We start from the raw sequence: 13253 nt of genomic DNA on the forward strand, positions 1-13253 counted from the left end.
GTTAGTATGAATTTTAAGGATTATACAATAGATAAGTTTTTATATGAATTAAAAACTGATTTGTCATCTCCAGGAGGTGGAAGTACTGCAGCGTTGGTTTCAGCATTAGCTGGAGCTTTAAACAACATGGTATACTCATTTACTGTAGATAAAAAAGCTTTTGAAAAATTAGATGATAAAAATAAAGAAAAGATGTTAGTTTTAAAAGAGAAATGCGAAGAATTTATAAGTAAAAGTATTACTTACATGGAAGCAGATAGAGATACTTTTACTGCGTTAATGGATACTTTTAAATTGCCAAAAGATACTGATGAAGAAAAGAAGTATAGATCTAAGACTATTAAAGAAAAAACAATAGCAGCAATGGAATCACCATTAAATTTAGCTAAAGATTCTTTAGAGTTTTATGATAATATTGATTTTGCAATTGAATTTGGAAATAAAAATTTAACATCAGATGCTATTGTTGCAGCAATACTTTTACATTCTGCTATTGAAAGTTCAATAGTTAATGTTTTTGTTAATTATAATAGTTTATCTAGCAATGAAGGATATGAAGATATTCCGGAAATTTGTAGAGAAATAATAAGAAAATCATTAAGTAAAAAAGAGTTGATACTTAAAGAATACGGTATCTAAAATTAAAAGTCATAATATATAGCCAATAGTTAGCTATATATTATGACTTTATTTTTTTGAAATACTTAGGATAAAAATATTAATATTTATCTGATGGTTAGATTAAGTAATAATCCTACCTCTTTAGCTTAGAGATAACAACCGACGGGCCCGTAGACTAAGGTTATATTGGGGTAAGAACAAATTCCAACCCAAACTCAATCTTATGCTAAGAATTAAGTTTATTGAGCTTGATATTCAGGAAGTTCAGTAAGTGGTTTAAATTCATAACCATCTGCTCTAATTTGTTCAATTACTGTTTTTAAAACAGCAGTATTTGTTTTAGAAACAGCATGTATAAGCATTATACAACCAGGATGAACACCATTAGTAATTTTTTTGATAGCTTCTTCTTCACTAGGTTGGTTATCAATAATCCAATCTTTATATGCAAAGCTCCAAAAAATAGTTTTATAACCAAGATCCTTAGTTTTCTTTAGAGAATTAATTGAGTATTTTCCCATTGGTGGTCTAAAGAATTTAGGCATGTCTGTACCAACAACTTCTTTATATGCTTCTTCTACATCAGTAAATTCTGCTTTGAACTTTTCTGGATCTGTAACAGTTGCCATTGATGGATGATGATTAGAATGATTACAAACTAAATGACCTTCATCAGACATTCTCTTGATAATTTCAGGGTTAGAAACGATATAAGGTTTCACAACAAAAAAAGCTGCAGGAACCTTTTCATCTCTTAATATATCTAGAATTTTTGGGGTATAACCATTTTCATAACCTTCATCAAAAGTTAAATAAACAACTTTTTCATTAGTATCTCCTAGATAATAAGCATCATATTTAGATAAAAGACCGGTTGCTTCTTTTGGACATTCTGGCAATGTATCTTTGCCACGATTAACAAAATACCAATTTAATTCGGTATCATCTGAAGCAATGTTTATGGAATGACCAAAAGCAATGCTAGAAAGACAACTTACCGATAAAATTAAGATAAGTAAAAATATAAATAACTTATTTTTTCTCATTAAAATCCTCCCTTTCTAAGTTATATTAATATGTTTTGTATATGACAAGATATTAAACGTGGTAAAAAAAGGGTATATAGGGATATCGAAAATAAATAACTAAAAAATACATAAAAAGGAATTGACAAGAAATAATTACAGGAATATAATGGTAAAAGAATAAAATATAAGGAGGTAGGAATATGTTAAATTTAAAAATTAGAAATAATAAAGAAAATAGAATAAGTATTGATAACCCTATCTCTATGGTTTTATATAAATAATAAAAATTTGTATAAAATTTAATTAAAATTATATGTAATAATTAGAGGTTGTGGTTATTAGCCATGGCCTTTTTGTATTTTTACAAAATTAGTATGTATTTTATCTTATATGATAACTATAGTCATGGCATAGCCATGGCTTTTTTTATTTAAAGGAGGCGAAGTTATGGGAAATGGAGATTTTAAAGGTGGATGAGCATTAAGTTTTAAACTAAAGGGGGAGTCGAATAATGACTAAAGTATTTAAGTATGTTTTAAAGTATAAAGGAACATTAATTTGGGGTACTATATCTATGCTTATTGTAATAGGTGTTGATTTATTAATTCCATATATGCAGCAAATATTTATAGATGAGGGAATTATTGCAGGAAATAAAAATACCATAATTTTTGTATTAGGAGCAATTTTAAGTATTTCGATAATTAAGGCCATATTTGGCTATAATAAAGAATTTAAATATGATTTATTGAGCACTTGGGTTCATGAAGATATTAAAAATGATCTTTTTACTCATATTCAAAAATTAGAATTCAAGTATTTTGATGAAATGAATACTGGCGAGCTAATGTCTAGAATTGGAGAAGATGCAGAAAATATATGGCAGACTATAGGTTATGGTTTAAGGCTTTTTGTTGAAAATATAATTTATTTTGTTATATCTACAATAATTTTATTTTATTTAAATTGGAAATTAGCCTTAGCATGTTTCATAGTTATGATTCCAATTGGCTTTATAGCTGTACAGCTTGAAAAAAAGTTTGGTAAATGTTATGGAGAAATAAGTGATAAAACAGCAGAAATTAATACTACGGCTCAAGAAGATATAGCAGGTATAAGACTTGTAAAGGCTTTTTCAAGAGAAAAGTATGAAATAAGTAAATTTTTAAAACTGAATAAGTCTTATTATGATTTAAATATGGATCAAGCAAAGGTAATAGGAGATTACTTTCCTAAAATAGAGTTTTTAACGAATATTTCTCTAGTTTTAATGATAGTATTTGGCGGATATTTAGTTATGAATGGAGAAATGTCAATTGGTGTATTAGTAGCTTTCAGTGGGTATATATGGAATCTTATATGGCCAATGAGGATGTTAGGAGAGCTTACTGATTTGATTTCAAGAAACTTGGCTTCTGCTAAAAAAATATTTGCAATTATTGAAAGAGAGCCAGAAATAAAAAGTGGAGCTTTAGAAGATGTAAATATAAAGGGTGATATTAAGTTTGAAAATGTTAGTTTTAGTTATAATGATGAATTAGTATTGAAAAATATTAATTTAGATATAAAGGCAGGAAGTACCATAGCTATAATGGGAACTACAGGTTCAGGAAAATCAACTTTATTAAATCTAATAGGAAGATATTATGATGTAAAAGAAGGTTGTATAAAAGTTGATAATATAGATGTTAAAAATTATGATTTAGAAGTTTTAAGAAGCAGTATGGCAATTGTACCACAAGATACTTTCTTATTTTCTGATTCTATATTAAATAATATAAAGTTTAGCAATGAAAATGCAGATATAGAGGAAGTAAAAAAATATTCTAAGTTAGCATGTTCTTTAGACTTCATAGAAACTTTAGATGAAGGGTTTAATACAGAAATAGGAGAAAGGGGAATTGGACTTTCAGGTGGACAAAAGCAAAGAATATCAATTTCTAGAGCTTTAATAAGAAATTCCTCAATTTTAATTTTAGATGATTCAACTTCAGCTTTGGACATGGAAACTGAACAAGAATTATTAAAAAATTTATCAATGATGAAAAAGCAAAGCACAACATTTATAGTTGCACATAGAATTTCAGCAGTAAAAAATTCAGACTTAATAGTTTATTTAGAAAATGGTGAAATAAAAGAAAAAGGAACTCATGAAGAATTATTAGAGTTAAGAGGTGCTTACTATGATATTTATTGTGAGCAATTTAAAGATTTTAACCTTTTAGAAGAGGAGGTTATATAAGATGCAAAATAATATAAATAAAGATGAAGAAGTTATGAGACGTAGTAAAAGTGAAATAACAATTAAATTATTATCTTATCTTAAACCATATAAAGCTAGTTCTCTTATAGTGGTTTTATTGATGCTTTTTGTAATGATGTGTGAAATTGTCAATCCATTGTTGTTAAAAATTGCAATTGATAATTTTGTAGCTAATAAAAATGTTAATGGCTTAATAATAATAGGGGGTTCGTTAATATCATTAAATTTAATAGCTTGGGTATTATCTAAAATAAGGTGGAAGATGATAACTAGCATAACTAATAATATTTTAGTTAATATAAGACATGAATTATATAGTCATATTCAATATTTATCTTTTGATTTTTTTGATAGCAGACCTGTAGGGAAAATACTTGCAAGAGTTGTTGGAGATGTTAATGCTTTAAAAAATTTATTCTCTCAAGCAATTCAATCATTTATTCCACAAATAATTAATTTGATTTGTGTTGCAAGCATAATGTTCGTACTTAATGTTAAATTAGCATTAGCTTCAATTATATTGCTTCCCTTATTAGGAGTTGCGATGTTTTGTATAGAAATTTTTTCGAGAAGAAGATGGGAAATTTATAGAAATAAACGTTCAAATTTAAATGGGTTTACCCATGAGGATTTTTCAGGAATAAAGGTTGTACAAGGCTTTGCTAGGGAAAAGGGAACAGAGGATAATTTTAAAGGTATGGTAGGTGAATTAAGTAATTCATTTATTAAAGCAGTAAAGTTAAATGATTTCTTTTGGCCATTAGTAGAATTATCATGGGGTGTAGGTACATTAGTAGTCTTTGCCGTAGGATATTTTTTAATAAAGGATGGAGAAATAGAATTAGGTACTTTAATAGCATTTTCAATGTATGTAGGTATGTTTTGGAGACCTATTATGAATCTTTCGAGCTTTTATAATACGTTAATTACGAACTTTTCAGCAGCAGATAGAATTTTTGATATTTTAGATGTACAACCAGTAATAAAAAATTCTTTAAATGCAAGACCAATTGGTAAAATTCAAGGAAATGTAGAATTTAAAAATGTTTCCTTTTCATATGATGAGGAAAACGAAGTACTGAAAAATGTAAGTTTTAAAGCTGCTAAAGGAGAAAAGATTGCTTTAGTAGGAGCTACAGGGGCAGGTAAAAGTACAATAGTTTCTTTATTAAGTAGATTTTATGATCCAACTAAAGGAAAAATTTTAGTCGATGGAAAAGATATTAAGAATGTTGATTTAGAAAGTTTAAGAAGTCAAATGGGAATTATGCTTCAAGATACATTTTTATTTTCGGATTCTATAATGGAGAATATAAGATATGGAAGGCTTGATGCAACTGATCAAGAAGTTATTAATGCCGCTAAAGCTGTAAATGCTCATAAATTTATTATGGAATTAGAAAAAGGTTATGATACTGAAGTTAATGAAAGAGGATCAAGGTTATCTTTAGGTCAAAGGCAGCTTATATCTTTTGCAAGGGCACTTCTTGCAAATCCAAGAATATTAATTTTAGATGAAGCAACCTCTAATATTGATACTCAGACAGAAAAGTTAGTTCAAGAAGGAATAGAAAAGATTCTTCATGGAAGAACTTCTTTTGTAGTTGCTCATAGGCTTTCTACTATTAGAGATTGTGACAAAATTATGGTTATAAATAATGGTGAGATTGAAGAGGTTGGAAATCATGAAGAGCTTTTAAAGAAAAAGGGAAGCTACTATGAGCTATACATGGCACAGTATAACTTTTTAAGTGAGGGAGCTTAGATTAGTTAATAGCTATGAGTTATGGGGGAGAGTTTGTGGATACTCTCTCTTATAATATCAATTGTTTAAGGCTATTAACATTTTAGATAGTGAGGTAGTTATGGGTATAAATAAATATATAATAGATGAGAATAAAATTAAATTTAGAGATATAGATAAATCAAATTATAATGAGTGTATTTCTTTGAGGGTTGGAGAACATCAAAAGAATTATGTGGCAAGTAATATGTATTCCTTAGTACAGGCTTCTTATGAAGATGGATTGTATCCTTTAGGAATATTTAATGAAGATGAAATGATAGGGTTTTTGTTATATGACTATGATGAAGAGTTAAATGGATGGTCCTTTTCAAGATTTATGATTGATATAAAATATCAAAATAAAGGCTTTGGAAGAAAGGCTTTAGAAAAATTCTTAGAATATTTTCAAAGTAAATTTCCTAATAAAAGTTTATATACAAGTGTTGAAATTGATAATGATATAGCTATTAAGCTATATCAGAAGTATGGATTTGTGATAAAAAGTTCATTTGAATATGCAATTGAAGATGTAACTTATAAGGAGTTTAGAATGATTAAAGAAATTTGGTAAATAGTTAATTTAAGAGAGGGTTAGAGATATGGATATAAGAGTTGGGAATGAAGAAGATATTGATTCTTTAGAAGAACTGTATAATAACATAAATGATTATTTAGAAAGTACAATTAATTATCCAGGATGGAAAAAGGGAATATATCCTGTACGAAAGGATGCAGAAGATTGTATAAGGGAAGGAAATTTATTTGTAGCAGTTGAAAATGGAGATATTATTGGCAGTATGATTTTACGACATGAACCAGAACCAGCTTATTTAAATGTTTCATGGCAAGCGGAATTAGATTACAGTAATGTACTGGTTATTTATACATTTGTAGTGAATCCTAAATTTCTTAAGCGAGGTGTAGGTAAAAATATGCTTGATTTTATCGAGGAATATGCAATGGATAATAAAATAAAATCTATACGTTTAGATGTATATGAAAAAAATATACCTGCTATTAGTTTGTATGAAAAGTGCCACTATAAATTTATTGATACTGTAAGTCTTGGATTGGAAGATATAGGATTAAATTGGTTTAAACTATATGAGAAAATTATATAATAGATAAATGAGATTACTGGAGGGGTATAGAAATAAAATTAATAAAAATAACATTAGAATATGGTAAAGATATTATGAAATATAAGCAGGTACTTTTATAGGCTGGAGATAGCAGGTATGGTTGTATAAATTTAATTATTGTATATATAATATGATGAAAAAATTAAGAAGGTGAATAATATGAATTTAAAATATAAAATAATGAATGAAGAAGATTTTGAAGGTTGCGCATATGAACTTATTGAAGCATTTAAAGAAGAACCTTGGAATGAAGAGTGGACATTTGAACAGGCATTTACAAGAATTGATGAGATTATGTCTGCAAGAGTATCAAGAGGATATGTTGTTTATGATGGAGATACAGTAGTAGCAATGGCTTGTGGAAGAATTATGACTTATATAGATTTTAAAGAATTATGGATTGATGAATTTAGTGTAAATCCTTTATATCAAGGGAAAGGTGTTGGTAGTAAGTTAATAGAATTCATAAGAAATGAGTTAAAAAAGGAAAAGAGTAAAATTTCTTATTTGGCTTTAAATACTGAAAGAGATTATCCGTGTGTTAGTTTTTATGAAAACAATGGATTTAGAGCTTCTGAAACAAATCTCGTAATGTTTGCTAATGTAGATTATAAAGGGAATAATTAAGTAGGGAATAGTGTAAATAAGATTAATGTTATTAATAAGAAGTTATATTAAACGAATAATAAATAGTGTTTAGTATTATTTCTTAGAAAATTGAAAAGTATGGAGAATTAACGTACATTTTATCATTGAAATAAAATTACTTATAGAGTATAATCTTAGAAGTATTAGTAACGGAAGAAAGGAATGTTATATAGATGAGATTAGGGATTGTAGGACTACCAAACGTAGGTAAAAGTACATTATTTAATGCTATAACTAAGGCAGGAGCAGAATCAGCAAACTATCCATTCTGTACAATAGAGCCAAATGTTGGAGTTGTAAGTGTACCAGATAAAAGATTAGATGTTTTAGAAAAAATGTACGGAACTAAGAAAAAAGTGTATACTGCTGTAGAATTTTATGATATTGCAGGATTAGTTAAAGGGGCTTCTAAGGGTGAAGGTTTAGGAAATAAATTCTTATCACACATAAGAGAAGTAGAAGCTATAGTACATGCAGTTAGATGTTTTGAAGATGAAAATGTAGTTCATGTTGAAGGTTCAGTAGATCCTATTAGAGATATAGAAACTATTAATTTAGAACTTATATTTGCAGATTTAGAAGTTTTAGAAAGAAGAATGGAAAAAGGAGTAAAACTTGCTAGATCTGGTGATAAAAAAGCTAAAGCTGAATATGAAATAATGGAAAAGGTTAAGGCTCATTTAGAAGCTAATAAACCAATAAGAACTTTAGAGTTAAATGAAGATGAAGAAGCTTTTGTTAAATCTTTATTCATGATAACTTCTAAACCAGTATTATATTCTTGCAATATATCAGAAGATGATATGATGAGCGGAAACCTTAATAATAAATATGTTCAAATGGTTAAGGAATATGCAGCTAATGAAAATTCAGAAGTAGTTGTTGTATGTGCTAAGCTTGAAGAAGAATTATCAGGATTAGAGGATGAAGAAAAAGCAGAAATGTTAGAAGAATACGGATTGCAAGAATCTGGGTTAGATAAGCTTATAAGAGCATCTTACAAATTATTAGGATTAATAAGTTATTTAACAGCGGGAGTTCAAGAAGTAAGAGCTTGGACAATTAAAGAAGGAACTAAAGCTCCAGCAGCTGCAGGTAAGATTCACTCTGATATTGAAAGAGGATTTATTAGAGCAGAAGTTGTAGGTTATGATGATTTAGTAGCATGTGGTTCAGAAGCTGCAGCTAAAGAAAAAGGTCTTTACAGATTAGAAGGAAAAGAATATGTAATGAAAGATGGAGATGTAGTAAACTTCAGATTTAATGTATAATATTTTTAAAGGGGAGCTGTATAAAACAGTTCCTTTTTTTGCGACAAAAAATATAAGTATGATTCATTTAAAATAATCAATTTAGACATAATTAACAATTAATGTAAAATTGGTAAATAATATGTATTGTCAAATTCAAAATACTTCGTGAAGTATTGCTATTGCTATATTCGTTAAAGAAAAAAATATATTTTAAAGCAAATTTATCTTGAAGGAAATATAATAATTTTATAGAATATATATATAAAGTGGTGTAAAGTGGTTAAAAGTGGTTTAGTAATACTTAGTGGGGGTGCAAAATGTTTATTGGTGAATACTCACATAGCTTAGATAGCAAAAATAGAATGATTGTACCTGCAAAATTAAGGGAAGGACTTGGAGAAAAGTTTGTTATTACTAAAGGGCTTGATGGAGGTCTTTATGCATATCCCATAAGTGAGTGGGAAATGCTTGAAGAAAAACTTAAAAAGTTACCGCTTACCAATAAAGATGCCAGAGCATTTGTAAGATTCTTTTTTTCGGGTGCTTGTGAAGTGGAAACAGACAAGCAAGGAAGAGGATTAATTCCATTAAACCTAAAGGAATACGCCGGCATAGAAAAGGATATAGTAAGTATAGGCGCTTTAACTAGAGTAGAGATTTGGAGTAAGGAAAAATGGCGAGAATATAATGAATCAAATATTGATTTTAATTCAATTGCTGAAAAAATGGGCGATTTAGGAATATAAGGAGTAAAGAAGATGGAATTTAATCACGTATCAGTTTTGCTAAATGAATGTTTAGAAGCACTTAATATTAAGGAAGATGGAATTTATGTAGATTGTACATTAGGAGGAGCAGGTCATTCCTCTCAAATTGTTAAAAGATTATCTAATGAAGGAAGACTAATAGGAATTGACCAAGATAAAGATGCATTAAGAGCAGCTGGAGAAAGGTTACATAATTTCTCAAATGTTACTTTCGTGCATAACAATTTTCATAATATAGGAGCAATTTTAGAAGAGCTTGAAATTGAAAAAGTAGATGGTATTCTAATGGATTTAGGAGTTTCTTCTTATCAATTAGATGAAGGTGAAAGAGGCTTTAGTTATATGAAAGATGCACCTTTAGATATGAGAATGAATAGAGAAAATAATTTTTCAGCCTATGATGTTGTAAATGATTATAGTGAAGAAGAATTATATAGAATCATAAGAGATTATGGAGAAGAAAAGTTTGCAAAAAGAATTGCTAATTTTATTGTTACTAGAAGAAGTGAAAAAAATATAGAAACAACATTAGAGCTAGTTGAAATAATTAAAAATGCAATTCCAGCAAAAGCAAGAAGAGAAGGACCTCATCCAGCAAAAAGAACTTTCCAAGCTATTAGAATTGAAGTTAATAGTGAACTATCAATTTTAAATAAAGCAATAGAAGATGGAGTTAATAAATTAAACAAAGGTGGAAGAATGGCTATAATTACTTTCCATTCTTTAGAAGATAGAATTGTTAAAAACAAGTTTAGAGACTTAGCTGTATCTTGTAGATGTCCAAAAGAATTTCCAATTTGTATATGTGGAGAAAAAGCAAAAGTAAAAGTAATTAGCAGAAAAGCAATAGAACCTTCAAAAGAAGAGGTTGAAGTTAACCCTAGAAGTAGAAGTGCAAAACTTAGAGTAATTGAAAAAATATAAAATATAAATATTATGAAAATTGGCAGGGATGTGAATAAAATGGGAGTTAGGGAATATGATTATATAAGAGGAAATACAGCTTTAGCACCAGAGAGAAAAATAAGAGAAGCTGAAAAGCAAAGAGAAAAACAAAATAAACAAAAAGCTAAAAGAGCATATGAAAAGAAGATGAATCTTTTAATTAGTGGCTTTACAGTAGGTACAATTATGTTTGCTTTAGGTGCCACAACTTTATTTTTAGATAGTAAAATACATGATTACCAAAAGCAATTACTAATTTTAGAAAGCAATATGAAAGAAGAGGAAGATGTAAATGCTGCAATAAATGTTGAAATGCTTAAATTCGCATCTTTCGATAAAATAAAAAGTACTGCAGAAGAAGAATTAGGGATGGTTTATCCCAATTCTGAAAGCACTATAACTATTGATATGTCAAAAGAATATTTTTCTCATTTAAAAACTAAGGAGAATAATAAGAATAATTTTTTACAAAAAATTATGGCTGCATTTAATTAATGAATAGTTAATAGGTTTATCTGCTTTGAAAATTATTTACAAGTACTTAAATCCTTGCTTATTCATTGATTAGATGTTTCCGTGGAGGAATTTCATATGAATAAGAAAGGATTTAAAGACAGAGCTGTCATGCGAAAAAGGATGGTTCTAGCTTTATGGTTTATTACTGCTGTTTTTGGTTTGTTAATAGTAAGGTTATCTTATATCATGATTGTTAAAAGAGGTGACTATTCGAGCAGAGCAGAAGAACAATGGACCAGTGAAGTTAGAATTGAGGCTAGAAGAGGTAGAATACTAGATAGAAATGGAAATGAACTTGCAGTTTCAGCTAATGTATATAGAGTTGATTTCGACTTAAATTCAATAAGACAATATTTAAAGAAAAATGATAAGACTACTGATGATATTGCACCGCTTATTGCAGAAGCTACAGGTATAGAAACAGCTACAGTTAAAGATAAATTAGAAACAAAACTTGCCAATGGTAGTGATGCAGGTTCTGCTACCTTGGTTAGAAGAGTTGAAAAAGATGTAGCAGATAAGGTTAATGAATTAAGCATTCAAGGTGTTATTGTTTCACCAGATACAAAGAGATATTATCCTGAAGGAGATTTTTTATCTCATGTTCTAGGAAGTACTAATAGTGATGGACAAGGTTTGACAGGTGTGGAATTACAATATAATGAATACCTTTCAGGTGTACCAGGATTAAGAATAAGTGAGCTTGATAGAAATAGTGAAGCACTAGATTACACAATTTCAAACTTTACAACTCCAATTGATGGTAAAGATGTAACTTTAACAATTGATAAAAACTTACAAGCTATAGCAGAAAAAGTAGCAGAAAAAGGTTTAGTAGATAATAAGGCAAAAAGAGTTTCAATACTAATAATGAATCCGCAAAATGGTGAAATTTTAGCAATGGTAAATGAACCAGATTTTGATCCTAATAATCCTTTTGAAGGGTATGAAGATTTTGTTGGTGAAACTGATGCTGAAAAGCTTCAAAAGATGTGGAGAAACAGTTTAGTAAATGACACATTTGAACCAGGTTCTATTTTTAAGGTTATTACAATGTCCACTGCAATTGAAGAAGGATTAGTTACTGAATCAGATCAATTTACATGTGGTGGTAGCTTACAAGTAGGTCCTCATACAATTAAGTGTTGGAAGCATGGTGGTCATGGAACTCAAATATTACCGGAAATACTTCAAAATTCTTGTAACGTTGGTTTTATGAAACTTGGAGAAAAAATAGGTAGTGAAAAACTTGTAGAATATATTAAGAAGTTCGGTTTTGGGCAAGTTTCAGGTGTTGATTTACCAGGAGAAGCAAGAGGAATTGTTAAATCTGCTGAAAATATGAATGATGCAGACCTTGCTACAATATCTTTTGGACAAACTAATACTGTAAATGCAGTGCAATACATGACTGCATTTAATGCTATAGTTAATGGCGGAACATTAATTCAACCTCATGTTATGAAATATATAAGTCATACTGATAGCAATGGTAATGTGGTTATAGATGAAGAGTTTGAACCTAAAACTGTTGAAAATGTTATTTCTGAATCAACTGCAGCTACATTAAGGGATTATTTAGAAAGAACTGTTAATCAAGGTGGGTCTAATAAAGCTTATATAGCAGGATATCATATAGGAGCAAAAACAGGTACAGCTCAAAAAGTTAATCCTCTAACTGGAGGATATGAATCTGGAAAGTATATTTCATCTATGGCTGGATTTGCAACAACAGATAATCCACAAATAACAGTTTTTATTACTATTGATGAACCAAGTAATGGAGCTTACTATGCAGGTGTTGTTACTGCTCCATTAGGTAAAGTATTATTAGAAGATATATTTAACTACATGAATGAAGAATTTTCAGAAGATGAAAATGTTATATTAAAAGATGTAGTTTTACCAGAATTAAGAGGAAGTTCTGTAGCTGATGCAAAGAAAGTATTAAAAGACCTAAATATAGAATGTACAGTAGAAGGGGATGGCGATACAATTACAAATATGCAGCCTTATCCAGGATATGCTGTTAAGGAAGGTTCTACAATAAATCTTTACACAGATCAAAATGAATCTTATAATAAAGATGTAGTAATGCCTGATGTAAGAGGTTATTCTAAAGAATCTGCTATAGAGCTATTAAATAGTCTAGGAATAGAAACTACAATTCAAGGAGATGGAGTTGTAATAAATCAAAGTATTCCTAGTGGTGAACTTATTTCTGAAGGCACGGTTGTTAAGATTACATTAAGTGCTGAGTATGAAGAAGATTAATTATTAATTA

Annotated in this window: 12 protein-coding genes; 11 read left to right on the forward strand and 1 reads right to left on the reverse strand. The window is 28.9% G+C overall.

Going from position 1 to position 13253, the window contains the following annotated elements; genetic code table 11:
• Positions 1–6: 6 nt before the first annotated feature.
• Positions 7–639 carry a cyclodeaminase/cyclohydrolase family protein gene (locus TY07_RS05895; RefSeq protein WP_042396623.1) on the forward strand — a complete coding sequence of 211 codons (633 nt, stop codon included), beginning with the start codon at positions 7–9 and terminating at the stop codon, positions 637–639.
• A 221-nt stretch (positions 640–860) separates the two neighbouring features.
• On the opposite strand, the gene pdaA is transcribed toward TY07_RS05895, so the two are convergent.
• Complete coding sequence (gene pdaA / locus TY07_RS05900) at positions 861–1667, reverse strand: delta-lactam-biosynthetic de-N-acetylase (protein ID WP_042396625.1); 807 nt, start codon at positions 1665–1667, stop codon at positions 861–863.
• A 493-nt stretch (positions 1668–2160) separates the two neighbouring features.
• On the opposite strand from pdaA, the gene TY07_RS05905 reads away from it, so the two are divergent.
• The 10 genes from TY07_RS05905 to TY07_RS05950 all read left to right on the forward strand — a co-directional run bounded on the left by TY07_RS05905 (position 2161) and on the right by TY07_RS05950 (position 13243).
• Entirely contained in the window at positions 2161–3891 is a 1731-nt protein-coding gene (locus TY07_RS05905; RefSeq protein WP_042396626.1) for an ABC transporter ATP-binding protein, read from the forward strand.
• Positions 3892–3925: 34 nt separating this feature from the next.
• The gene (locus tag TY07_RS05910; RefSeq protein ID WP_394805640.1) at positions 3926–5677 is read left to right on the forward strand and encodes an ABC transporter ATP-binding protein; all 1752 of its coding nucleotides are present in this window, start codon (positions 3926–3928) and stop codon (positions 5675–5677) included.
• A 61-nt stretch (positions 5678–5738) separates the two neighbouring features.
• Positions 5739–6269 carry a GNAT family N-acetyltransferase gene (locus tag TY07_RS05915; protein WP_242833233.1) on the forward strand — a complete coding sequence of 177 codons (531 nt, stop codon included), beginning with the start codon at positions 5739–5741 and terminating at the stop codon, positions 6267–6269.
• Positions 6270–6297: 28 nt separating this feature from the next.
• Positions 6298–6819 (forward strand): GNAT family N-acetyltransferase, encoded by a 522-nt coding sequence (locus TY07_RS05920; protein WP_042396631.1) that lies wholly within the window; start codon positions 6298–6300, stop codon positions 6817–6819.
• A gap of 180 nt (positions 6820–6999) precedes the next feature.
• The gene (locus TY07_RS05925; RefSeq protein WP_052330626.1) at positions 7000–7467 is read left to right on the forward strand and encodes a GNAT family N-acetyltransferase; all 468 of its coding nucleotides are present in this window, start codon (positions 7000–7002) and stop codon (positions 7465–7467) included.
• Between the two features lie 194 nt (positions 7468–7661).
• Complete coding sequence (gene ychF / locus TY07_RS05930; protein WP_042396633.1) at positions 7662–8759, forward strand: redox-regulated ATPase YchF; 1098 nt, start codon at positions 7662–7664, stop codon at positions 8757–8759.
• 299 nt (positions 8760–9058) lie between these two features.
• On the forward strand, positions 9059–9487 hold the full coding sequence (gene mraZ, locus TY07_RS05935; protein WP_042396637.1) for a division/cell wall cluster transcriptional repressor MraZ: 429 nt from the start codon (positions 9059–9061) through the stop codon (positions 9485–9487).
• A 12-nt stretch (positions 9488–9499) separates the two neighbouring features.
• Positions 9500–10432, forward strand: coding sequence for a 16S rRNA (cytosine(1402)-N(4))-methyltransferase RsmH (rsmH, locus tag TY07_RS05940; protein ID WP_042396640.1), 933 nt, complete (start codon positions 9500–9502; stop codon positions 10430–10432).
• A gap of 12 nt (positions 10433–10444) precedes the next feature.
• Positions 10445–10948 (forward strand): hypothetical protein, encoded by a 504-nt coding sequence (locus tag TY07_RS05945; protein WP_195953529.1) that lies wholly within the window; start codon positions 10445–10447, stop codon positions 10946–10948.
• Positions 10949–11044: 96 nt separating this feature from the next.
• Complete coding sequence (locus tag TY07_RS05950; RefSeq protein WP_042396647.1) at positions 11045–13243, forward strand: stage V sporulation protein D; 2199 nt, start codon at positions 11045–11047, stop codon at positions 13241–13243.
• Positions 13244–13253 lie beyond the last annotated feature (10 nt).

Origin of the sequence: Clostridium saudiense (assembly GCF_000577815.1) — a bacterium.
In the GTDB taxonomy this organism is placed as follows: domain Bacteria; phylum Bacillota; class Clostridia; order Clostridiales; family Clostridiaceae; genus Clostridium; species Clostridium saudiense.

Excerpts from the sequence above, each read along its gene's own strand:
- pdaA (WP_042396625.1), bottom strand. The coding sequence starts at position 1,667 with ATGAGAAAAAATAAGTTATTTATATTTTTACTTATCTTAATTTTATCG.
- ychF (WP_042396633.1), top strand. The coding sequence starts at position 7,662 with ATGAGATTAGGGATTGTAGGACTACCAAACGTAGGTAAAAGTACATTA.
- TY07_RS05925 (WP_052330626.1), top strand. The coding sequence starts at position 7,000 with ATGAATTTAAAATATAAAATAATGAATGAAGAAGATTTTGAAGGTTGC.
- TY07_RS05950 (WP_042396647.1), top strand. The coding sequence starts at position 11,045 with ATGAATAAGAAAGGATTTAAAGACAGAGCTGTCATGCGAAAAAGGATG.
- TY07_RS05895 (WP_042396623.1), top strand. The coding sequence starts at position 7 with ATGAATTTTAAGGATTATACAATAGATAAGTTTTTATATGAATTAAAA.
- mraZ (WP_042396637.1), top strand. The coding sequence starts at position 9,059 with ATGTTTATTGGTGAATACTCACATAGCTTAGATAGCAAAAATAGAATG.
- TY07_RS05920 (WP_042396631.1), top strand. The coding sequence starts at position 6,298 with ATGGATATAAGAGTTGGGAATGAAGAAGATATTGATTCTTTAGAAGAA.
- rsmH (WP_042396640.1), top strand. The coding sequence starts at position 9,500 with ATGGAATTTAATCACGTATCAGTTTTGCTAAATGAATGTTTAGAAGCA.
- TY07_RS05905 (WP_042396626.1), top strand. The coding sequence starts at position 2,161 with ATGACTAAAGTATTTAAGTATGTTTTAAAGTATAAAGGAACATTAATT.
- TY07_RS05910 (WP_394805640.1), top strand. The coding sequence starts at position 3,926 with ATGAGACGTAGTAAAAGTGAAATAACAATTAAATTATTATCTTATCTT.
- TY07_RS05945 (WP_195953529.1), top strand. The coding sequence starts at position 10,445 with ATGAAAATTGGCAGGGATGTGAATAAAATGGGAGTTAGGGAATATGAT.